21 protein-coding genes are annotated in these 23,348 nt (G+C 27.8%); 6 read left to right on the plus strand and 15 right to left on the minus strand.

Annotated features, from left to right (window positions below; all coding sequences use genetic code 4):
* Positions 1 to 7: 7 nt before the first annotated feature.
* From MBIO_RS02260 to MBIO_RS02315, 12 genes are all read right to left on the minus strand, one after another.
* A complete protein-coding gene (locus MBIO_RS02260; RefSeq protein WP_013526891.1) occupies positions 8 to 1,222 on the minus strand; it encodes an arginine deiminase family protein in 1,215 nt (404 codons plus the stop codon).
* Between the two features lie 295 nt (positions 1,223 to 1,517).
* On the minus strand, positions 1,518 to 3,773 hold the full coding sequence (locus tag MBIO_RS02265) for a UU173 family protein (RefSeq protein ID WP_041594216.1): 2,256 nt from the start codon (positions 3,771 to 3,773) through the stop codon (positions 1,518 to 1,520).
* Complete coding sequence (locus tag MBIO_RS02270; RefSeq protein WP_013354655.1) at positions 3,751 to 4,659, minus strand: MAGa7180 family putative nuclease; 909 nt, start codon at positions 4,657 to 4,659, stop codon at positions 3,751 to 3,753. The genes MBIO_RS02265 and MBIO_RS02270 overlap by 23 nt, the downstream gene beginning before the upstream one ends.
* Positions 4,660 to 4,671: 12 nt before the next feature.
* Complete coding sequence (locus tag MBIO_RS02275) at positions 4,672 to 6,027, minus strand: hypothetical protein (RefSeq protein ID WP_013354656.1); 1,356 nt, start codon at positions 6,025 to 6,027, stop codon at positions 4,672 to 4,674.
* A gap of 115 nt (positions 6,028 to 6,142) precedes the next feature.
* Positions 6,143 to 7,852, minus strand: a complete 1,710-nt coding sequence (gene ptsP / locus MBIO_RS02280) for a phosphoenolpyruvate--protein phosphotransferase (RefSeq protein ID WP_013526892.1) — start codon at positions 7,850 to 7,852, stop codon at positions 6,143 to 6,145.
* A 238-nt stretch (positions 7,853 to 8,090) separates the two neighbouring features.
* Positions 8,091 to 10,007 (minus strand): M13-type metalloendopeptidase, encoded by a 1,917-nt coding sequence (locus MBIO_RS02285; protein WP_013526893.1) that lies wholly within the window; start codon positions 10,005 to 10,007, stop codon positions 8,091 to 8,093.
* A 66-nt stretch (positions 10,008 to 10,073) separates the two neighbouring features.
* A complete protein-coding gene (locus MBIO_RS02290; protein WP_013354659.1) occupies positions 10,074 to 10,754 on the minus strand; it encodes a 16S rRNA (uracil(1498)-N(3))-methyltransferase in 681 nt (226 codons plus the stop codon).
* Positions 10,755 to 10,918: 164 nt separating this feature from the next.
* Positions 10,919 to 12,067 carry a cell division protein FtsZ gene (locus tag MBIO_RS02295; protein ID WP_013354660.1) on the minus strand — a complete coding sequence of 383 codons (1,149 nt, stop codon included), beginning with the start codon at positions 12,065 to 12,067 and terminating at the stop codon, positions 10,919 to 10,921.
* Between the two features lie 36 nt (positions 12,068 to 12,103).
* Positions 12,104 to 13,285 (minus strand): MAG3720 family protein, encoded by a 1,182-nt coding sequence (locus MBIO_RS02300; protein ID WP_013354661.1) that lies wholly within the window; start codon positions 13,283 to 13,285, stop codon positions 12,104 to 12,106.
* Between the two features lie 49 nt (positions 13,286 to 13,334).
* Positions 13,335 to 14,240: a 16S rRNA (cytosine(1402)-N(4))-methyltransferase RsmH gene (gene rsmH / locus MBIO_RS02305; RefSeq protein WP_013354662.1), complete on the minus strand. Its 906-nt coding sequence runs from the start codon at positions 14,238 to 14,240 to the stop codon at positions 13,335 to 13,337.
* A gap of 1 nt (position 14,241) precedes the next feature.
* Entirely contained in the window at positions 14,242 to 14,676 is a 435-nt protein-coding gene (locus tag MBIO_RS02310) for a division/cell wall cluster transcriptional repressor MraZ (RefSeq protein WP_013354663.1), read from the minus strand.
* A 243-nt stretch (positions 14,677 to 14,919) separates the two neighbouring features.
* Entirely contained in the window at positions 14,920 to 15,597 is a 678-nt protein-coding gene (locus MBIO_RS02315) for a potassium channel family protein (RefSeq protein WP_041594217.1), read from the minus strand.
* Positions 15,598 to 15,779: 182 nt separating this feature from the next.
* Between MBIO_RS02315 and MBIO_RS05055 the strand changes: the two genes are divergently transcribed.
* On the plus strand, positions 15,780 to 16,622 hold the full coding sequence (locus MBIO_RS05055) for a potassium transporter TrkG (RefSeq protein WP_015510958.1): 843 nt from the start codon (positions 15,780 to 15,782) through the stop codon (positions 16,620 to 16,622).
* Positions 16,623 to 16,692: 70 nt separating this feature from the next.
* Here the strand turns inward: MBIO_RS05055 and MBIO_RS05060 are convergent, their stop codons facing one another.
* A complete protein-coding gene (locus tag MBIO_RS05060; protein ID WP_258408924.1) occupies positions 16,693 to 16,854 on the minus strand; it encodes a hypothetical protein in 162 nt (53 codons plus the stop codon).
* On the opposite strand from MBIO_RS05060, the gene MBIO_RS05065 reads away from it, so the two are divergent.
* From MBIO_RS05065 to MBIO_RS02330, 3 genes are all read left to right on the plus strand, one after another.
* On the plus strand, positions 16,796 to 17,320 hold the full coding sequence (locus MBIO_RS05065) for a potassium transporter TrkG (RefSeq protein WP_258408947.1): 525 nt from the start codon (positions 16,796 to 16,798) through the stop codon (positions 17,318 to 17,320). The two genes, MBIO_RS05060 and MBIO_RS05065, sit on opposite strands and share 59 nt — an antisense overlap.
* A gap of 4 nt (positions 17,321 to 17,324) precedes the next feature.
* Positions 17,325 to 17,777, plus strand: coding sequence for an MAG0130/MAG3770 family membrane protein (locus tag MBIO_RS02325; protein WP_013354666.1), 453 nt, complete (start codon positions 17,325 to 17,327; stop codon positions 17,775 to 17,777).
* Between the two features lie 78 nt (positions 17,778 to 17,855).
* Positions 17,856 to 18,650, plus strand: coding sequence for a MurR/RpiR family transcriptional regulator (locus MBIO_RS02330; protein WP_258408925.1), 795 nt, complete (start codon positions 17,856 to 17,858; stop codon positions 18,648 to 18,650).
* A 29-nt stretch (positions 18,651 to 18,679) separates the two neighbouring features.
* On the opposite strand, the gene MBIO_RS02335 is transcribed toward MBIO_RS02330, so the two are convergent.
* Positions 18,680 to 19,375 carry an N-acetylmannosamine-6-phosphate 2-epimerase gene (locus MBIO_RS02335; protein ID WP_013354668.1) on the minus strand — a complete coding sequence of 232 codons (696 nt, stop codon included), beginning with the start codon at positions 19,373 to 19,375 and terminating at the stop codon, positions 18,680 to 18,682.
* Complete coding sequence (locus tag MBIO_RS02340; protein ID WP_015510963.1) at positions 19,365 to 21,146, minus strand: PTS transporter subunit EIIC; 1,782 nt, start codon at positions 21,144 to 21,146, stop codon at positions 19,365 to 19,367. The genes MBIO_RS02335 and MBIO_RS02340 overlap by 11 nt, the downstream gene beginning before the upstream one ends.
* Positions 21,147 to 21,377: 231 nt before the next feature.
* On the opposite strand from MBIO_RS02340, the gene MBIO_RS02345 reads away from it, so the two are divergent.
* Positions 21,378 to 22,124, plus strand: a complete 747-nt coding sequence (locus MBIO_RS02345; protein ID WP_013526898.1) for a copper homeostasis protein CutC — start codon at positions 21,378 to 21,380, stop codon at positions 22,122 to 22,124.
* 231 nt (positions 22,125 to 22,355) lie between these two features.
* Entirely contained in the window at positions 22,356 to 23,348 is a 993-nt protein-coding gene (gene rpsB / locus MBIO_RS02350) for a 30S ribosomal protein S2 (RefSeq protein ID WP_013526899.1), read from the plus strand.

The following is a 23,348-nucleotide window of genomic DNA, read 5'->3' on the forward strand; positions in this document are numbered from 1 at the left end:
CTATGATTTATTTTTTCTTAATGTCTTCTCTAATAAGAGGCATTGACATACATCTTGCTGAACCCATGCCTAATGAAAGTTGGTTTCCTTCGAATGATAAAACTTTAACTTTAGCTGCTTTAAGAGCTTTTTCAGTTTTTTCATTTCTTGAATATCCAACTACAACACTAGGTGCAATTGTCAAGTAGTTTGTACCATCGAAGTGAGTTTCGATATCAATATCTAATTGACTTGCTCCTTTACCTGCGATAGGAATTAAGATAGGTTTCATACCAATAATTTGTTCAAGAATTTCTTCTAATGAACCTTCAATTTCGTGTCATACAAAATCAGGGTCATTTAAGTCGATTCTTCAAACTTTTAATACTGATAACATGTTTGGTGAGTATAAGAATTTATTCTTATCTAACATTGTTAATCATGTATCTAAGTGCATTAAGTTTGGCATAGGAGGAACATTGATTGCATAAATTCTTTTGAATTTAACTTCTTTGTCCGCTGCTATTTTACGAGCCATAACGTTAATAGCTTCTTTGTTAGTTCTTTCGCTAACGCCTACTACTAATGTATCTGCTGAGTAGATAAATACGTCTCCACCTTCAATTCTTCCTTCATCTTTTCTGTCGAATCAACGAGGTACTGTATTGTAATCAAGGTTATTGTCAAAGATAAATTCTGAGAATATTGTTTCTCTTTGTCTTGTGACATATTTCATGTGGTGTAATGAAATACCATTACCAACTGATGCAAATGGATCACGTGTAAAGTATAAGTTTGGCATAGGGTCAACTACAAGATCTCTATCTAATTCGATACCAAGTTCTTTTTTGTCGATACCAGCCATCATAACTCTAACCATTTTTTTAGATGATTTAGCTTTAAGTTCAAGAATGTATTCTTTTACTTTAGCTCTTAATGTAGCATCTAATTTTGGTTCGCATTCATCTAATCATCTTTCAATTAATGATTGCTTAACTGATTCGCTAACCAAGTCAAAAGTTTTAGCGAATAATTCGTCCAATTGAATAACTTTAATTCCGTTATCTTTTAATAATTGAACAAATCTTTTATGTTCCGCAATTGCAGAATCTGGTTCCAAAATTGCTGAAAATAATAGTTCATCGAGGCGAGAAGGCGCGATGCGCCTAATTTCGTCTCCAGGTGTGTGAACAAGTACTTCCTTAAGTTTTCCGTATTCACTGTAAACATTAATTTTTTTCATAATTAATCTCCCGATAAAATAAATTTTCATGAATATTAACATATTTGTTAATAAATCAATTTTTGCAATGATTTGTAAGCGTAGCTTATATTTCTTTTAGATATAATACGTTAGTCATTGCATATAAATTATAATTTTTTAATAGGTTAAAAAGGCAAAATTGTGTTAGTTATGGAAATTTTCTCACATTTTGATACATATAATAATATTAATTCTATTTTTAAGTATTAAATAAGCAATAAAAAAGCAAAAAACATAGATATTTATTCGATATCTATGTCTTCTTATTTGTATATTAGTTGTTTTTGATTACTAATTCTAAGCTATTAGGATCAAAATCATAATATTGGTTTTCCTTTAATTTATACTCGTTTTCGTAAATTTTAGGAAATACACTAGCTACTATTTCCATAATAAAATCATATGTCATAATCATAGCCATAACATCATTTTCACAGTATTCTTTTAAATATTCAATTTTAGCTTCTCAAGCTTTGTCACCAATGATGCCTAATTTACGACTAATTGATTCTTCTAAAGCCATTGATCCATTTTGGATTTCAAGAGTTTTATAAGGTTTAATAATATGTCTTAATTTAAATTTATTTTCAGTGATAATGTGTTCAATTTTTTTAATACTGGTTTTGCCTCATAATTCATAAATGAAAGTTGAAAATCTTTCGTCTTTATAGTAAGTTGCTAAATTTTCAACGTTAAAAGGAATACTATTTTTAGAAACTGAAGTATATAAAATTTCTTTATTTAAATTTTCACTATGAAATTTAGCTTGAGGGACATAATTAGTTTTAAAAACATAATAATTTTTATTAGCATCCATGCCATAACGTTCATCGAATTTATTCTTAGATATTGGTTTAAAACAATCTAATAAGTCAATAGTATGTTCATTAACATAAGTAATTAATTGTTCTAATTTTTCCATATCGAGCTTATTTATAGATAAATAGTGTTCCATGTCTTTTTTATGTTGACTATCAGCATAATAAAGTTTAGCTAATTCTATAAGTTCATTGTTTCTGGTATTTTCATAACCTTTGTTATAAACAATGTAGTAGTCAGCTTTATTTGAATAAACAGCAATAATATTGTCTAGAAGATCATAAATCGTGATATTTTTAGGGTCTTTAACAATATTATTTTTATTTGTTATTTGTCCATTAATTGTTTCAATAATTGAAACTTGGTGAGTGATTTGAATATAAGGATTCAAGTAGTCAATTATTGGAAATACTGAGCTAAGACCTTCATAGTCATATCAAATAATTCTTTTGTCTTTTTGGTGTAATAAAGATAATATTTCTAAAACAAAAGATGAAAAGTTATTATGGAATGATCTTTTTTCCTTAACTTTTTCTCAAAATTGATTTAAGTATTCTTGATCAAAAGTTTTTAAACATTTTTTGACAGCAGGAGAATATTGTAATTCAAGAGGTGTAACAGCTACTCTAACTTTATTCATTAAATCTTTGTTTTTACCATAAAACATATCTGAATCCGGCAACATAATTTGATTATCAAATGAAAATGTTGGTTTAGTTAAATAATAAGCTTCTACAATTTTACTTATTACTTCTTTAAAGTCTCCAAATTTACTTCTTGGATCTTTGCTCATAAATTCTAAAGAAGTTTTTGGCATTTTGCGTGCACTTGGTTGAGTGAAAATATCTTCTTGAAGTGCGGCAAAAAGGTAATCTCCATGAACATTAGCTTCATTTTTTGAAGCAAAATAAGAACCATCATTAATTGTGTAACCAAGATCACTTCTTAAAGCCTTTTTGTCCATTTTGTTTTTACCACAACTTGAAGCTTCAATTAATCTTAAGTTTAGTTTATCTTTTCTAAAAACAAAACCATTTTGAGTATAGTCATCAAAAATAATATTTTGAATTTTTTTAACTTCAACTTTGGCTTTTTTAGCTACTTGATATAAGTAATTAGCTTCTAAATAATCTTTATTAGTTGTTTTAGAATTCATTCTTTTAAAATAAATAATTTTATTAACTTTATCATAAGCAAAAGGTTGGGCTTTTATTGTAAATTCTTCTTTATTTTTGCTTAAAGCTTTAAAAGAAAAAACAGGATTAATAATGTATTTAATTTTGCTGTCTTTTAAAGCTTCCTGTGTGTTAATTGTAGCTTCTTTAACGTCTGCTACTTTTTTGAATATGGCTGTTTCATAGTTGTTTTGGACTTTTCAAATGTTATTTTTTAAGAAGTCGATATATTGAGATTCAATCTTATCATAAGCTATTAAATTAGCTCCTTTAAAGTCTCAAGGAGTGTTTTCTGCTTGATAAACAAAATCACTTCAAAATGTTTCTTCTTCACCTTCTTCACTTTCATCATCGCTAAATTGAGCAAGGTTTAAAGAATGATAATTTTTAATTAAAGGCAATGAAAAGTTGTTAGCATCTTTATTTTCTAAATCACTATCTAAAAGATTGTGTCAAATGTAGTATTTTTGCTTAACAAAAAATTTGTAATATTGGCCAAAATTAATTATTTTTTTAATTGAATTCATAATCTTCATCAACTTTTCCTAATGATTTTCAACGATCAAACAATTCTTTTCATTCAGCTTCATTATGGCATCTTAAATAATCAACTAAATCACGATCTTTAGTTAAATTGTATTTAGGAGATTCACCCAATTGTGAATATCTTTTTCAAAATTCAATTATGGTATTTGCATCATCTTCAGCCATTTTTTTATCAACTTTAAAAGGATAAGTTGCAAAATATCTTTCATTAATTGGAAAGTTTTCAGGATCGGCGTAGTCTTCTTCTTTTAAGAATGCAGCTGCAATCATATATTTGTCATAGCCTAATAAATAAGCATAAAGTTGGGCTTGTTTTTTGTAATCAAGAGGTACTTTATTATTGGGAGCATCTCAATCAACCTTTTTCTTTTCTTGAACAGTTTTAACTTCAACTACAATATTTTTTGAAGGAATAAGACCATCAGGAACACCACCTAAAATGTCGTGTTTGCCTTTAAAATAGTCATATCCGACATTTGCTGCTTCAATATGAATTACTTTTGTTGGTTGACTATCAGCACTAACTTTACCTCTTTTAATATCTTTTTGATGCATTTCATTAAATTTATTTTGCATAAGTTCAAAAACTTTAGGTTCTATAGCTACCCCGGCATCTATATATTTAGTTTGTAACACTGGCATACTTAATCTTGACATAAAACAAAAAGCTTGGAAATGACTTTTGAAGCTATCTGTTTCTAAGACGTTACCAATTGAGCTACCACCAAATTTTTTGAAACCATTAAAAGTTCCTAAACTATTTAAAAGTGTGTTATGAAAATTGGTTGTTAATTTAATTGTTTGTTTTCTTTCATCTAAAATGTAATCTTGTCCATTATAGAATTTTCTTTTTGTTAATTTTTTAACTCTGTTCATTTTTATCTCCTTTTAGTTTGTTGAATTTTCTTCTTTATATATTTTGTCTAATCAATATTTTATAGCAAAAATTAAGTCTCTAAAAGTTTCTATTCTTTTTTCAACTTTAGAATCATTGTCATCTATTGATTTTTTATAAAATAAATTATTGCAAAGTTCTCGTTGTAAAAATCGATGAACAACATTATTTCAAAGAATTGTTAAGATTCTTGAATCTTCAAATGAATCATGCATATTCAATTTTTCAAATTTATATTCTTCTTGAAAAAGTATATTTATTTTTTTATCTTTATTTTTTAATTCTTCTTTTAATTCTTCACTAAGTAAAGCATCATCATAAGTACAAAAATATTTTGCCACATTAAATAATGTTTGTCTATACATTGTTTCTTTTTCTTTACTAATTAATTTTTTAATTATCATTGTAAAATTGCAAACATCAATATAATTGACTAATCGACTTTCAACATATTTTTTACCTACAATTTTTTTCAAGTTGTTTAAATCGGCTTTAATGCCATAAGAAATTAAGATTTTGTTAGCATCTAAAATATTTTGAACTTCTTCTCTTGTTATTAAATTTTGACTTTGATCTTGATAAATATTGCTATATTGATCTAAAATGAAACCATCAATTTGGAAAAACTTACGGTTGTCTTTAACTACACCTTTGTAAAAGTTTTTTCTTTCTTTTTCATTAAATTCTTTATTGTTTAAGTTTGATATAAAAGAAGAATATTGAACTGGATAGTAACTAATTGCCACTTTATCATTTAATTTTGTTAATCTAGATTCAAAATCGAAAAATAAGAAGTTTTTATTGTTGAATATTTTTTGATCTAAAAATTCATCGTCGATTCTAATGACATCTTCAACATTAATTTTTTCTAATTCTTTAACACTTGTTACATTTGTTTTATTTTCTTCACATTCAGATATTTTTTGAATAATAGCTTTATAAGGCATTTTATGTCAATTTTTATTTTTTGAAACTGTATAAACAAAACTATATTTAACTAAATCGTTTTGTCTTTTGTTTGCTTCATTTTGTTTTTCTTGTTTAGTTTTAGTTTGTACTTTGAAACCAAATATTTTTTTAATTACAGAATATGATTTTTCTTTATCAGTTTTATTTTTATCTTTTGGATAATAAAAGAATTTAAGTTCAAAGAAATCATTAGTATCAATTTCATCTCCAACTATTAAAGAAATAAATTGATTATTATCTTTATCAGCCGTTAAGCTTTTATTAAATATGTAGCCTTGTGTTTCATAACATTGTTTTTTAGAAAAAATACTTGGGTTATTTTCTAATTCTTCAATAACTTCGATAAAAGTCTTTTTAATTGTTCCGTTTATATTGCTCATATGTCTCCTTTTTTACTAATAATACTATAAAATAGTATTTTTCAATGATAATGGAATAAATAATCATATATGAGCATATGTTAAAAAATCTACCATTAAGGTAGACTAATTTAAATTATTTTAATTTTAAAGCTTTATTTAAAAGTTTAATAACTTGTTCTTCACTATCTAATTCAATAGCTTGAGCAGCCAATTCTTCCATGTCTTTTTTGCTTAATTGAGATACCAATTCTCTTGAAGCTAAAACATTACCAGCAGACATACTAAATTCATCTAAACCTAAACCTAAAAGTAAAGGCAATGCGCGTCTATCTCCGGCCATTTCACCGCACATACCAGCCCATTTACCATGTTTGTGAGCACCATCAATAACCATTTTTACTAATCTTAAAATAGAAGGGTTAAGCGGTTGATATAGGTATGAAATAGTTTCACTCATTCTATCTGCAGCCATTGAGTATTGAATTAAGTCATTAGTTCCAATCGAAACAAAGTCTGCATATTTACAGAATTGATCGCTTAATACAGCAGCAGCAGGGGTTTCCATCATAAGACCTACTTCAATATCCTTTTTAGGAGCAATTTTGTGTCCTGCTTTTTTAACTTCACTATAAGCTTCTTCATAAAGTTTTTTAGCTTGCAAGAATTCTGGAATGTTTGTTATCATTGGGAACATAATAGCAACTTTACCATAAGCACTTGCTCTAACTAAAGCTCTAAGTTGAGTTTTAAAGATTTCAATTTCTTTAAGACAAAGTCTTATTGCACGATAACCTAAGAATGGGTTCATTTCGTGAGGGAATGTAAAGTATTTAAGAGTTTTATCACCACCAATATCTAGTGTTCTAATAACAACTCTTTTACCTTTCATTCTTTCAACTACTTCTTTATAAGCAGCAAATTGTTCTTCTTCTGTTGGTCAGTGTTCATTATCCATGTATAAGAATTCTGAACGGAATAACCCAATTGCTTCAGCATCATTGTCAATAACTGCATCAACATCTTTTGGACGTCCAATATTTGCAGCTAATTCAACATGATGTTTATCTTTAGTAATTGATTTTTTACCTTTGTATTTAGCAATTGTTTCTAAATATTTAATGTATTTAGCTTCTTCTTTTTTATAGTGTTCTGATTCTTCTTTTGTAGGATCAACAATTACTTCGCCTTTGATTCCATCAATAATAATTGTTTGACCATTTTTAACTGATTCTAAAACATTGTTTGTTCCAACTACTGAAGGAATGTTCATGCTTCTAGCCATAATTGCTGTATGACTTGTTGGTCCACCAATGTTGGTTGCAAAACCTTTAACATATTTTTTATTTAATTGAACAGTTTGAGAAGGACTTAAATCATAAGCCACAATAATTACTTCTTTATCAATAGCAGTTAAATCAGGTTCTTCAATGTCATTTAAAATGTAAAGAAGTTTTTTCATAACATCTTTAACATCAGCAGCTCTTTCTTTCATGTAGGCATCGTCCATATTTGAAAACATTGTTGCCATTTCTTCATAGAAAGCTTTTGTAGCATATTCTGCTGTTTCTTTATTGTCTTTGATTCTACCTGTAATTGTTTCTAAAGCTCAAGGGTCATTAATAATTTGTAAATGCGCATCAAAAATAGCAGCTTGTTCAGGAGTTTTAGCTAATTTTTTAGTAGCTTCAACTTTTTCACCAGCTTTTTTAACAGCATCATTATATAGTTTTAATTCATGATCTGCATCCTTAGCTTTTTCAGTAATATTGACTGGTAGTTCTTCAATTTTAAAAACTTTTGCAACCGCGATTCCACGACTTGCTCCGATTCCTTTAATTGTCATTTTGACCTCCATTTTATTTAAATATGTGTGTAATTTAATTATATAAACATAAAGTCTTTTATGGCTTTTTAACTATCTTAATAAAAATTAAATAGGTAATCATTTCCACAAGCAAAACACATTTTTTTTAAAAGCATTTTACATTTTAAATTTTTCATAAAAGCCTGTTTTATAGTTTTTTTAGTTTAAATTGTTAATTTTGAAAAAGTGAAAAATAAAAATCCGCTTACGCGAATTATTATCAGATTTTGACTCTTTTTTCAGGTGCTAAATACATCTTATCACTAGGTTTTGTTTTAAATGTTACATGAAATTCATCTAAGTTTTTAGCTTGAATATTTGCTCTTAAATCCTTAGGCGCATGAACATCAGCAGCTAAAAGCATTTTAGCATATTCAGGTTTTTGTTTAGCTCTTCAAACTGTAGCTCAGTTTGTAAAGAATTCTTTTGATGAATGATTTAATTCTTTTTGACTAGCTTCTAATGCACATCTAATTCCACCAGCATCAGCAATATTTTCAGATACAGTTAATTTACCATTACATTTACCAAATTCTGAATCTTGGCCTTCAAAAAGATCAACCATAGCTTGTGAAAGCTTATTGAATTTTTTGAAATCTTCATCTTTTCATCATGAATTTAAATTACCTTTTTCATCAAATTTAGCTCCATTATTATCAAAAGCATGTGAAATTTCGTGAGCAATAACAGCTCCAATTCCACCATAGTTAGCTGAAGAACTTTGGGTTAATGAGTAGAATGGTTTTGCTAAAATCCCAGCAGGGAAAACTATATGATTCATAAAAGGATTATAGTAAGCATTCACTTCAGCAGGTGACATACCTCATAAATTTTTATTAATTGGTTGTTTGTATTGACTAAAGTTATATTCGCTTTCAATTGCATTAAGATTTAATGCATTAACTACTAAATTACCTTCATGTTTATATGGAGTTATAACCATTAATTCATAAAAAGGTCTAAGTTCACTAGGATAGCCAACATGAACACCTAAAGCATTTAATTTAACAATGGCTTTATCTTTAGTTTCTTGTGAAAGTCAGCTGTTGTTTCTTAAACGGTCTTGATAAATTTTGATCATTTTTTGAACCATATATTCAACATTTCTTTTAGCTTCAGGACCAAAATTTTCAAGTGCAAATCTTAAACCAAAAGGAATTTTAAAGTATGAATAAGCTAAGTAGAAAGCACTTTTAGCTGCACTTGAAGCTTTATCAATTCCACTTACTGCACGGTTAAATTCTCCTGCAGTAATTCTAGTTTTATTGTCCAAAAGATTTGAAAATCTAATTAAGTTTCTAAGATACATTCAGCATTTAAATGTTTCAAATGTTCTTGAGTTATATAAGCTATTTAAACCTTTCATAAATTTAGGATAAATTACAACAACTTTTTCGCTAACTTCTTGTTTAATTAATCTTTCTGCTATTTCTTTAAGATCAAAAACTTTTGAATGTTCATTAATTTCATCAATTGTAAAAGGATTATATAAAGAGGGATAGTCAGCACTTTCAACTGCACTCATTGTGTATTTAACTAATGAGTTATCAAATTCTAATGTATTAGAAATAATATCTTCAATTTTATTTTTATCTTTAAAATAAGCAGCTAATAATTTTCTTGACATGTTTTTAAATACTTCTAAAAGCGGTTGTTTAGCTGGATGATTGTCATCATAATATGATTTTTCTGGCAAAATTAAACTTGGTCCACTAAAACCTAAAGTTTGTAATTCGGTATTTTTAAAATCTTGCATTACTTCAAAATCAAAAGGCAAGTGGAATTTTCTTAATTGATAAAAATCAAAGTTTTCAATTAAATCATCTCATGATTGCATTTCTCAAATTTTATTTAAGTAAGGTTTAAGTGGTTTAACTTTAGATTTATTTCTAAAAGTAAAATCACTAGCCATTGAATAAAGATTTGTGAAGTTTAAAATTGCTCCAACTTCTAATTCACCTGCATCACGAGTTCTAACTAAATCACTAGCCATCTTTCTTAAAATTCTTTCATTGCGGTTGTGAATTTCTAAAAATGCTCCTGTAGCACTTTTATCTCCAGGAATTTTTGCTTTTTCTAATCATTTTTGATTGACTGCAAAATATAAATCATCTTTAATGTTATTTTTTTTCATTAGTTTCTCCATTTCTATATCTAATATTATATTTAATAAAAGATTTTAATTAATATATTTGCTTTATTATTTTTCTTTGATATTAGCTAGCATATACAAACAAGCTGTTTCAGCACGTAAGATTGTTTTGCCTAATGAAGTAATTTTAATATTGTTTTCTTTAGCTAATTCTATTTCTTCAGGACTAAAACCACCTTCAGGTCCAACTATTAAAATTGAACTAGTTGGATAAGTGATAATGTTATTTTTTTGGTCTTGATTTTCATAAGCTAAGTACTTTTGCATAGTAGGATAAGTCTTAATAATTTCTTCTAAATTCATAATTTTAGTTAAATAAGGAATGATGTTTCTAAAGCTTTGTTCAGCTGCATTTTTAATGATTTCATTAAACCTATTTTGCTTACTGTTGAATTCATATTTTAAGATTTTTGCATCAGTATATTTAGAGGCAAAAGGAATAATTGTAGTAACTCCTAATTCAGTAGCTTTTTGCAAAATTCATTCGAATCTTTTAATTTTAATAATTGGTGCAGCAAGAATAATTGGCTTATTAAATTCATGATTTATATCTAATTTTTCGATAATTAAAGCTTTATTATTTTCTAATTTGCACTTATAAAAAATGTCTTGATAGTTACATAAAAATTCATCTTTTTCAACACGTGCAACTTTGATGTGATTTAATATCTCTTTTGATAGTTCAAAATGATCTTGATCACTTTTTTTAGTAACAAAAAATCTATGCATTTTATTCCTTTCATTTAACTAAAACAACTGTTTTAAAGCAATTTAAGTAAAATTATATTTTTAATTTTTAAATTAATTTATATTAATATTTTAGCAAAAAAATAAAAAGAGGATTAAGATAACCCCCTTCTTTTCTATTAATTTATAAAATACAACTTTAACTATTAATGATTTTCATCAAAGAAATTTGGCATTACATCTTCATTTTCATCTTCATAGTTTTGAGCAGTATAACTCATTATACGAGTATGATGTGATCCATTAATTTGTGTATATGTATTTTGCATATTTTGCTCATAATGTTCACTAACATTTCTTTGCAATAATTTTGGTACCGCATAAGTATTTGTTGAAACATTTGCATTAAGATTTGAAGCAATAATACTAATTCTGAATATTTCTTCACGATCTTGAGTATCGATATATTGAAGTCCGATAAAAGTTTGAGCTTCAAGGTTATTTGCTAAATACTCATCAATTCGATTTTTTGCTGTTTCAATGTCATCTAAACTTGCTCTTTTATCACACTGAAATAAAATAGCAACTTTTTGACAATTTTTAATTTCACTTTGAAAAAGTGGAGTCATTAAAGCATCATCAACTGCTTTAATAGCTCGGTCTTTGCCAAAGCCATTACCAATTCCTATAATTGTTTCTTTTCCATCTAATAAAACTTGACGTAAATCATTGAAATCTAAATTAATAAACCCAGTTTCAAAGATAATATCACGAATTATTTTGATTGAATTTTTCAATGTATAGTTAGAAACTTTAAAAGCTTCTTGAACTGGTAAGTTTCTGTAATTTTCAACCAATTTTTGGTTTGAAATTACAATATAACTATCAACAACTTCACTTAATTTTTTCAAGCCTTCTTGAGCAATTAAGCTTTTATGTTTTCCTTCAATTAATTCAAAAGGAGTGGTTACTACTGCCACTGTCAAAATGCCCATCTTTTTGGCAGCTTCGGCAATCACTGGTGCTGCTCCAGTTCCTGTTCCGCCGCCTAAGCCAGCTGAAATAATAACAATATCTGTGTTTTCTAATGATTTTTGAATTTCTTTAATGCTTTCTAGTGCGCACTCACGTCCTACTTTAGGGTCCCCACCAGCACCAAAGCCTCTGGTAGAATCACCTAAAAGTATTTTATTTGGACATAAGCTTTTAACCAAATCTTGACGATCTGAGTTAGCAACTAGTAATTCAACATTTGGCAAGTTTTCATCAAGCATCAAGTTAATGGCGTTATTACCTGCACCACCAACACCAATGACTTTTAGTTTAACTTCCAAATCTTCAGCATTTAAGTCCATAGGCAACCTCCTTATATTGTTTTATTTAATTTTGTCTTATTTTTGAGCTCTTTGTGATGGCAATATTCATGAGAATAATTTGTTTCAAAAACTTTTTGGTTTGTATTCTGGTAAATTATTCAAAGTATTAACCATGTCTTCACAATTGATTTTTTCAGGATTTAGTAAATTAATAATGCCTAAAAGGCTATTAGGTATATTGAATAAAGTTGAGACGTTATCGTCTAGAATTGCAACATTCATTTCGGGATATAATTTGTTAAAACGATCCATAAAGATTTCTGAGTTTTTGCAGTTTAAAACCAACTCATCAACTTTTTGATTATTTTGGTCTAAAAACGCTTTAACTTTATGAATAGCTTGGTCAAATAAAGAAATCACTAGTCTATAAGCTTTATAGCCTTCAGTTTCATCATTTAAAACTTGGTAAACTTTTCAATTAGCTACCACAGCTTCAAGTAACAAAATTGTATCTTCTTTACTTTTATTTAATTCTTTTGATAAATAATTAACAAAGTTTTTAAAGTCAATGTTAGATTTTTCATAGAAAAATGTTTTAGCATTCATAGAGCCATTTACTACTAGTGCATTTCAGTCAAAGTGGAATAAGTATTTAGCTTTATCTTTTTCTTCTAAATTTGCACTAAGAGCTTGAGATTCTAAAAGTAAAGCATCAAGTTTCAAATTACATTCTTTAATAATGTTAATAATTTTTGCAAGTCAAGTATCTTTTGTAATAACAAAAAGTCCTTGATTAATATTTAATTTTAGAGCTTGTTTGTTTCAAGGAAAAGTACTGTAGCTTTTAACAACATCATTGTTAATTGTTTCATATAAATATATGTTTGAATTAATCAATTCGTATGTTGAACTTTCTTTTTGTTCTTCAAGTTTATTTTTAACTTCTTTTCATACTTGTTGATCAACTGTATTACTTGGAACATCAAAAGTCAAAGTTTGGTTAACAAATTTTAAACTTTTGTATAAACTATCTTTAACTATAAAAGAATATTTAACTACATCATTTTTCTTGGTAGCAACTTTAGATTTCAAATATTTTTTGAAATTCGTAATAAATTCTTTAATCTTATTCGCTTCAAAGTTTTTGGTTTCTAGATATGTTTGAAAAACTGGAAAATATTTAGAATTAATATCTTCCACTACTGTCACATCAAGTCTAGTTTTTTTAAGAAAGAAATTTACATAAATTTTTTTCATAATTACCTCCAAAATAGTCTTTTTAGCAAAAAAAGATAGATTAAAAAAATTAAAAGCATTTTTTCAAAACTCTTAACTTGGCGCTACGAGAGCGTTTATTAAGTTCTAACTCATTATTGGTTGGAAGAAATACTTTTACTTTATATTGCTTCTCTTCATTAATTGGCATTTTTGCTGGTAATTTACTTTTAATTAGTGAACCAAAAAAATGTTTAACAATGCTGTCTTCCAATGAATGAAAAGTTATAACGGCTAAAGAAGTATTAGGTTTTAATAGTTCAATAGCATCTTGTAACATTTGCTTAAGGGAATCAAATTCATTATTAACTTCAATACGGATAGCTTGGAACACTGCTTTATTAGGATTTTTTAGTTTCACTAATTTTGCAGGATAAGCATCTCGCACTACTTGAGCTAATTCCAAAGTGGTAGTTATTGGCCGCTTACTAATGATGGCCTTCGCAACCTGACGAGCAAGTTTTACCTCAGCGTAGTTTCTTAATAATTGTTCCAATTGACTTTCACTATAATTATTAACTACATAGTAGGCATCAAGCTTTTGACTTTGATCCATGCGCATGTCAAGACGTGCATTTTTGTTATAAGAGAAACCTCGTTCATCATTATCAACTTGTGGACTGCTAATACCTAAATCAGCAATGATTCCATCTACTTGGCTAATGTTCAATTTATCTAATTCACTTTTTATATTTTTGAAGTCAGAATGAATTAGTTGAAAATTAGTTGATTTTATTTGGCTGAGACGTTTGCGACTTTCTTCTATCGCAAAAGTGTCCTTATCAAAAGCAATCAAACGACCAGTGTCAAGTCTCTTTAAAATCTCGCTAGAATGTCCACCCATGCCCAAAGTTAAATCAACATAAATACCATCTGGTTTTATATTAAGGGCATCAATAGACTCTTGCAGTAAAACAGAAAAGTGTTGATTCTCCATTTTATTTACCACTTCTTTCAAGAATTTTTTGTGCTGCTGAAGATATGTCACTGTCATTAAAGTTTTGACAATATTGATCAAATTTTTCGCTGCCTCAAAGTTCTACAAGATTACCTGAGGCTACAAAAATGGCTTCTTTTTGGATAGCAGCTTTGTCGAGGAATTGTTTTGGAACAACGAAACGTCCTTGGTTGTCAAGTTCAATTTCTTGAGTATTGCTCAATCAAAATCTTCTAACAAAACGAGCATTTGTATCAAAAGAGTTTTGTTGATTTAGAACTTCAACGAATTTATTGAATTCTTTTTCGCTTCTAATTTCAACAATGCCTTCAAGTCCGACAGTTAAATAAATTTTGCTTCCTAAATCGTCACGCAATTTAGATGGTAAAGCTAATCTTTTTTTGTCGTCAATGTTTCTTTTGTATTGTCCAAACATTTTCCACTTCCTTCCACTATCCACCACTATTTTACACTATATTAAATACATGTGCAAGAAAATATTTGAATTTTTTCATTAATTTAAACAGCTTTTGCAAGCAACTTTTGAAGGGGCTATAACTAAAAAATGCGTTTTTCAGCGAATGTTCGCTGAAAAACGCATTTATCGAGTATAAAACCTTCAAAAATTTTGTGAAAATTAGGCAAAAAATTATTTTTTAGAATATGTGGAGGACTTTCCCTAGTCTTCGACATTTAAGAAACCAAAAGCATTGGTTACATCTTCAACCTTACCTAGAATTGTAATAAGATCACTTTTTTGTAAAACAGTTACCCCAGTAGGTAAAATACTTTCAGTTCCTCTCTTAATTAAAACAACTGAAATTCCTAAGTTAAAGAATTTTAATTCTTTGATTGGTTTATTGATTAATTTTGGATTATTTAAAATAGTAGTACCCATAACGAAGCCATCGCCAATTTCTTGTAATGTTTGAGAATAACGGCTAAAATTTGGATTAGCTGCTAAAAGAGCAGTACGAACACCGGCTTCATATTCAGGTCTAACAATAACATTAACTCCAATTTGTTTTAATACACGTGCATGTCTTTTACTTGTTGCACGAGCAATAATATTATTAACTTTTAATTCGAGTAAAGCAGCCACAATTTCAATATTATCAGGAACAGCAACAACAACAGTTCCAATTTCTTGAAGATTAAGTGCTCTTAAAGCTTTCATATCACCTGCATCAGCAATAACAACTTTTTGTGCTAAATCATCATATGATTTTAAAACTTCTTCATCTTTATCTATTAATAATAAAGGACAATTCATTTTAGCAAGTTGGCTTACAACCGCACTACCAAAACGCCCTGTTCCAATAACACAGATATATTCATTTTTTCTTTTACGAGGCATAATTTACTCCTTTGTGTTTTTATTAACTTATGCTATAAATTATAAAAGATTTTTATTTTTTTATAACTAATATTTTAACTCCAAAAATTTGGCAAACTTTTTTAAATAAAAAAGAAAATAGTGCTCTATTTATTAATAATAAATAAATTTCATAATTTTAAAATTAAGTTAAAATATATGTTATGAAAAATTCAAAAATTGCCGCTTGATGAAGAAAAAGCAAAATTAGACAATTTTTTGCAAACTATAGAGTTTGAAGATTAAATATCACCAAAGTTAAATACATCTTTTTAGCTTATCTTCTTACTGTTATTATTGCAACACTTTTCCTTTTAAGTCCTTGAACTCATAAAGATAGTAGTGTTAAAGTTAGTTTTTGAGATGCTCTTTTTACAACATCTAGTGCTTTCAGTGATACAGGCTTAGTCACTAAGACAACCTATAATACTTGAAATATGTTTGGACAAGCAATAATTGCAATCCTGATCTTTTTAGGAGGATTAGGTATTTTTGCCTTAAGAATTTTCTTGATTAATTTAATCTTTTTTAAACGTAGAAATTCTTTAAGTGAGCTTGAAGTTGTGTCACATGAAAGAGGCAGCGGTGATAGTGGTCAAACTAAAAAATTAATTATGGACTCAATTGGAACCTTATTAATTATTTGAATAATTTTTAGTTTTGGTTTAACTTTCTATTTCTATTATAATGAACCAAAAGCTTATAGCGATTTTGATAAATATGGAGATTATATTTCACCTTATAAAAATTGGGGCCTAAGTTTTAGATATGGTTTCTTCCATTGTATTAGTGCCTTAAATAATGCAGGCTTTGACATTATTGGTAAAAATTCACTTATGCCTTACTACCACAATATTGGATTACAAATTATTTTCTTGACTCTTTTAATAATTGGTGGTTTAGGTTATCCTGTAATTCATGATATTTTAAACTTCTTTAGATTCTTAATCAAATACAAAGGTAAAAGAAGATATCAATGAAGACTATTTACAAAAATTAGTTTATAACTTACTTTGTCACAACTTTAGTAGCCTTTATCTTAATTATTTCCTTTGAAGGTACTTTTAAAAATGATAATTATTTTTGAAGAAGTGATGATAAGAATTTAGGCAATAAATGAGAAAAAGCTTGAGCATTATTATTTACAACTTTTTCAACTAGATCAGCAGGATTTTCAACTATTAATTTTAGTAAACTAACCTCTACTTCATTAATCATTTGTTCAATTTTAATGTTCATTGGTGCTGCTCCAGCTTCAACTGGTGGCGGTATTAGAACTACCACTATGGCAATATTATTCTTATCATTATTCTCAAAAATTATGGGTCGACCAAGTGTTAGAGCTTTTAGAAGAAGAATTGATGATGAAACAGTTAGAATGTCATCAATAGTTTTCTCAATTAGTATTTTCTTAATAATATTTATTTCATTTATTACCATGTCAAGTTTAAACAATTACAGTGGACAAATCGATTCAAACAAATATAATTTCATTCATATTTTCTTTGAAGTTAACTCAGCATTTGGAACTACAGGATTAACTTGTGGTATTACTGATAAATTAAATAATGCTTCAAAAGTTTTCTTAAGTATATTGATGTTCATTGGACAATTTGGTATTAGTAGCACAATATTAGTTTGAGGTAAAAAGAAAAATTATTCTAACAAATATGAATATATTTCAGAGCCTGTAGCAATTGGATAAAATTATGCAAAATAATAATTTATTAGATTTAGGAATAAAAACAGAAAAACTTGAAAGATGAGCAAGCTATAGCACAAATAAAAAATATAGAATATTAGTTTCAGTTTTTTCAACCTTTTTATTACTAACAATAGTTTTATGTTTAATCTTTATTTTTATCTTTAAACATGAAACTAAAGTCTTAATTTCTTTAAGTATTGTTGCTTCAATAGCTTTAATAATTTGATTCTTATTTTTAGCTCCTTTTACTTACTTAATGATCACTTCATTTTGAACCTATAGAGCTATAAAACAGCCAGATAAACCAATTTATAGAAATTATAAAGAAGCTAATTGGTGAATTAAAATACAATTAAATTATGCTAATTTTGGCTTTAAAATATTTAACAAGAAAGCTTTGCATTTAACTAAAGAAGAATACAAGCTTTTTGTCAATTTTTACATGAATGTAAAATAATAGTTTTTATATTTTGCATTCTTTTTTATATAATCTAATTATTATGAAATTAAATTTATTTGCGTCTGAATACAAATCATGACAAATGCTGAACAAAAAATTATTGATTATATCAATGAAAATCCTAATGAGTTTGCAGAAAACTCAATTGAAAAAAATGCTGTCGAGACTTTTGCAAGTACAGCCGTTTTATCTAGAATTTACAAAAAATTAGGATTTTCAAGTTATAAGGATATGCAATTTTATGTTAAGTATAATTATTTGTCAAATTTAAAAATACCGAAAGAATTACTAGATAATTCTATTTATAAAATAGCTAAAACTTATATGGAAGCTATTAATTTAACAAGCAAATATTTAGATATAAAAGAAATTGATTATATTTGTGAAGAAATAAACAAAAGCAAACTGGTTTATTGTTTTGGAATTGGTTCAAGTTCAATCAGTGCTAAAGAATTAAGCTTGAACATTGAAAAATTTGATTACTACAGTGTCTTCCATAATGATTTTCATAACTTCTTAATTTCTTTATATAGTCATGAATTAAAAGAAAATAAACCACCTGTTATTTTGTTTTCTAAAAGTGGTAAAACAAATGAGATTTTGTTTTTATGTGAAACATTATTAGAACACAAATTTCCATTTTTATTAATAACTGCAAATAGATCACTTAAAAATAAATATCCTCACGTTTTATTGCATGAAACAATTGAACAAAAAGAAAGATATCATGCTTTAAGTTCAAAAATTGTTCAACAATATATAGCTGATATTATTGCAGATCATTTAATTTCAAACAGTCCAAACAAATTAAATCGTAAGAATTGATTAAAGATGATTAATGAATGAAATAATTTAAAAAAACACGATTAGCATAATCTTACTAACGTGTTTTTTTATCATTATTTTTTATTGCTTAAATAGTCAACAAATTGTTTTGTTATAAAAGTTGGTCTAGTAATTGCTGAGCCAACAACTACACCATTTGCACCTATTTTATAGGCTTTTTGGACCATTTCAGGTGTATTAAATCCGCCTTCAGCAATTATGTATTTTTTGTACTTTTTATTTAATTCAACTACTTCTTTTAGAAATTCAAAATCATTGTAACTATTAGGTTTATTTAATGTGTCTTTTGTGTAGCCTCTAAGAGTAGTTGAAACAATATCAAAATCTAATTTAAAAGCATTTTCAACATCTTCAATTGAAGAGCAATCTGCCATTAATAACTGATTATGATTATTTTTCTTGAAATATTGAACTAAGTCTTCCAAACTTTCTTTTGGTCTTTTTCTTAAAGTTGCATCTATTGCAATTATTGGACATTTACTTTCAATTAAGAATTTTAAATCATCTAAATCAGGAGTAATAAATACTTCAGAATCTTTAGACATTTTTTTAGTAATACCAATAACAGGAATGTCTTTAGGTACTATTCTTAAGACTGGTTCAATATTTTCTCTTTGGCTAATTCTTATGCCTTGAGCACCACCTAATAAAACAGACTTAACCATTCTTTCGATTACACCAGGACCATACATTGGCTCATTTTCCAATGCTTGACAAGAAACTATAAACAAATTATTTTTAAGACTCATCACTTAATTTTTCGTTAATTTTACTTGCAACTACAGTTGCTTTTCCGCCAAGTATTACTTGAACTGATAAATTATCATGAACTAAACCAAATGATCCATATGGTACAAAATATTCTGCTTTAATATCAACATTTTCTTTTAATTCAATTCTTAATCTAGTTGCACAAGCAGAAACATTGTTTAAGTTTTTAAGACCGCCTAATTTATTAACAATACCTTCAATATTAGCATCGTCAAATACTTTTTCTCCGCCTGCTTGTTCAATTAATTTTCTATCAGCTTCTTGTTGTTTTAATTCTTGATATTGTTTTTTATTAATTAAACCAATATTATTTCCAAGACGACCTGGAGTTGCGATTTTGCCATATTTAATTCAGAAGAAGAATGTTACAAAGGCAACACCTCCTAAAACAAGAGCTCATAAGAATGCAAAGTAGAATGCAGTACCTTTAGCAACTGGAATAACACCATAAATAATTAAGTCAATGAAACCACGAGCAAAACCAACACCAACGTGAGCTCCTGTTCATTCCATTAATGCATATGCTAAACCACTAAGTGGTACATAAATAGCATAATAAAGTTGAGGAGCAATAAACAAGAATGTAAATTCAAGAGGTTCTGTAATACCTGTTAAGAATGCAACACCCATTGCTGAACCTATTGTTATCGCTACATTTTTACGATTTTCTTTTTCAGCTAAAAGAATCATAGCTAAACCAATACCCATACATGTTCCAATGTAGGTTGGATAGTCTTGGGTAAATCTTCCGGCATTAACTCCAAGAGTTTTTTGGAATCAAGGGAATAATTTAATATTATCAATGCTATTGTAATTTAATTGATTAATGTAGTTTCAGATGTTTTGGTCACCAGTAATAACATCTTTTCCTTTAGAAAAACTCTCTAATGAATTTTTTAAATCAGTAGCTACTTTTGAAGAAATTTTACCAGCTGTTACAGCCGCATCAATCATTTCCTTAGATAACACACCACCAAATTCAGTTTGATATGCTAAAACAATTGGAATGTGGTGTAAACCAAAAGGCATTAAAGCACGGCCTAATATACCATAAATAAATCCATCTAAACCTATTGGTGATCTTTGCATTAGTTTACCTAATTCATAAATTGCTAAACCAATTCATGGTCATAATAATAAGAATACAATAGATACACCAAAAGAAATAGGTACTAAAATAATTGGCACTAATCTAATTCCTGAGAAGAATGAAAGTGCAGGTGGTAATTCAATTTTAGAGAAATAATTAAATGTATATGCAGTGACAATTCCAATAACCATACCACCAAAAATACTTGTATTTAATGATTTCATTCCTAAGTTACTTCCTACAAGTCCAGCAACTGGTTTGTGGAATCAAAAAATACTTTTAACAATATCAACACCATCAAATTGGATGAATGCTAATTGAGAACTAGTAAAGACAAGGTAAGCAATAGCAGCCGAGAATCCTGCTCCACCTTTGTCTTTTGAAAATGTGATCGCTATGGCAATACAGAATAAAATAGGTAAGTTTCCAAAAATAACTTCAGATACACCTTTGAAAATATTAGCAGTTGTTTGACCAGCACTATTAGTTGTATTTGCACCAATAGCTCCACCGATTCCTAATAATAAACCAGCAATAGGTAAAATTGCAATAGGCAACATTAAACCTCTAGCTAGTTGTTGAAATCAATCTTTGATTTTTCCTTTTTTAGGATTGCTCTTAATTTCTTTATTAGGAATTTTAGCTTGAGCTTTATCCATAAGCTAACCTCCATATTATTGAAAAATGAATTTTTTTCACTTTTCACCATAATTATATTTAGATATAAATATAAGAATATTAATTTGTAAAATCCTTACAAAAGAATACCAAAATTTTGTATATTTTTTTCACCCTAAAAGACAAATTTAAAGGATTTTAAGACATTTTTTACACTTATTTTGCATTCATTTTTTATTAGTATAAAATTAGATAAGATAAGGAAGTGCAACATGAAAAATATTGTTACAGAAGTAGCTGTTGATTCATATCAATCAGCATTAAATGCAGATTTAGCTAAAGCCAAAAGAGTTGAACTTTGCTCAGACTTAGTGTTAGGAGGCTTAACTCCTTCGGTTGGTTTATATAACTTAGTGAGAAAAAATACTAAGCTTGATATTGTAGTTATGATTAGACCAAGGTCAGGAGATTTTTGTTATAGTGCTAGTGAAATAGAACATATTATTGAAGATATTAAAGTATTTAGCAGTTTAAAAGCAGATGCTTTAGTTGTCGGAATTTTAAATGGTGACTTTAGCATTAATTTAGAAGCTATGAAAAAAGTAATAAAAGCTGCTAAAAATACTCCAATAGTATTTCATCGAGCTTTTGATGTAGTTAATGATCAATTTAAAGAATTAGAAAATCTTAAAAGACTTGGAGTTAAAAGAATTTTAACTTCAGGAGCTAAACCAAATTGTGATTTAGGTCTCGAAAGAATCAAAGAATTAGTAAAAGTAGCTAATGGCGAAATAACTATTATGCCAGGAGCTGGAGTTAATGCTAATAATGCTGATAAAATAGTGCAAGAAACTAAAGCTACTGAAATTCACTTTACTGCTAAAAGCATAGTAAATACAAGTAGTTTGGACAAAAGTAAGGAAGTAAATTATTCTTCAAAAGAATTAAATGAACATCTAAAAATTGAAAGTGAAGTAGCTAAAATTACTGAAATAATTGATAAGATTAAAGCAGCTTAAAAAGCGATAAAAATTGAAAATAAGAAGCAACAAAAAACAAGAAAAAAATATTTTTGTAAAAGTCTTGTTTTTTTGTTTTTTTATTATAAAATAATAATGAATTTTTATAAATTCAAATTTGATCAAATTTAAATTAAACACACTATTATGGATTCACTTGGGTGTGCCTGGAGAAAGGGTGCTAGGTGTTAGAAATAATAGGAAGTATAACAAACTAAAGGAAAATTTTATATGTCAGAAAAAAAAGAAACAGCAGTTCAAGAAACTGCAAAAGTTGAAAAAAAATTTATCGTTTCTAAAGATAAATTATTAGAAGCTGGTACATATTTTGGCCACAAAGCAAGTATGTGAAATCCTCGTATGAAGGAATTCTTATTACCACAACCAAAACGTGGAGTACATGTTATTAACTCAAACTTCACATTACAAAGACTTGAATTTATTTACAACTTATTGAATAAATTCTTAGCAAAAAATCCACATGCGTCATTTATTTTTGTTGGTACAAAAAAACAAGCACGCGAAACAATTAAAGATAATGCTTTAAGAATAAATAGCTACTATGTTACTGAAAGATGACTTGGTGGTACATTAACTAATTCTTCAACAATTTTCAAAAGAGTTAAAACTATGGAAGAATTAGAAGCTAAAGCTGCTAAAGGTTTTGAAGGTTACACTAAAAAAGAAGGTCTTTTATTCCAAAAGAAATTAGACAAACTTCACAAAAACCTTGAAGGTATTCGTCGTATGCAAGGACTTCCAACATTTATGATTGTTGCAGATCCTAATGATGACGAAATTGCTGTTAAGGAAGCACGTAAAAAAGGTGTAAAAATTATTGGTATTTTAGACTCAAATGCTAACCCAGATTTAGTAGACTTTGGTATTCCTGCTAATGATGATTCAGCTAAAAGTATTACATTAATTATTACAATTTTAGCTGATGCTATTGCAACAGCTAGAGGTGGTAGAGCTCGTTTTGCTTTCCAACCTGATGAAAAAATTGTTTTACCAGAATTCAAAAGTGAAAGAAAAGAAAACAATTTTGTAAGAAGACCATTTAACCATAACAGAAACGAAAATCATGAAGCCGGTGAAAGAAAAGCTCACCATTCAGAAAATCATGAACAAGAAGTTAAAGAAGAAAAATCTTCAAAAGGCAAAAAACAGTCAGAAGAAGTAGTTGCTAAAAAACCAGATACTAAAAAAACTGCAACTAAATAG

It is taken from the genome of Mycoplasmopsis fermentans PG18 (assembly GCF_000209735.1).
GTDB lineage: Bacteria > Bacillota_I > Bacilli_A > Mycoplasmatales > Metamycoplasmataceae > Mycoplasmopsis > Mycoplasmopsis fermentans.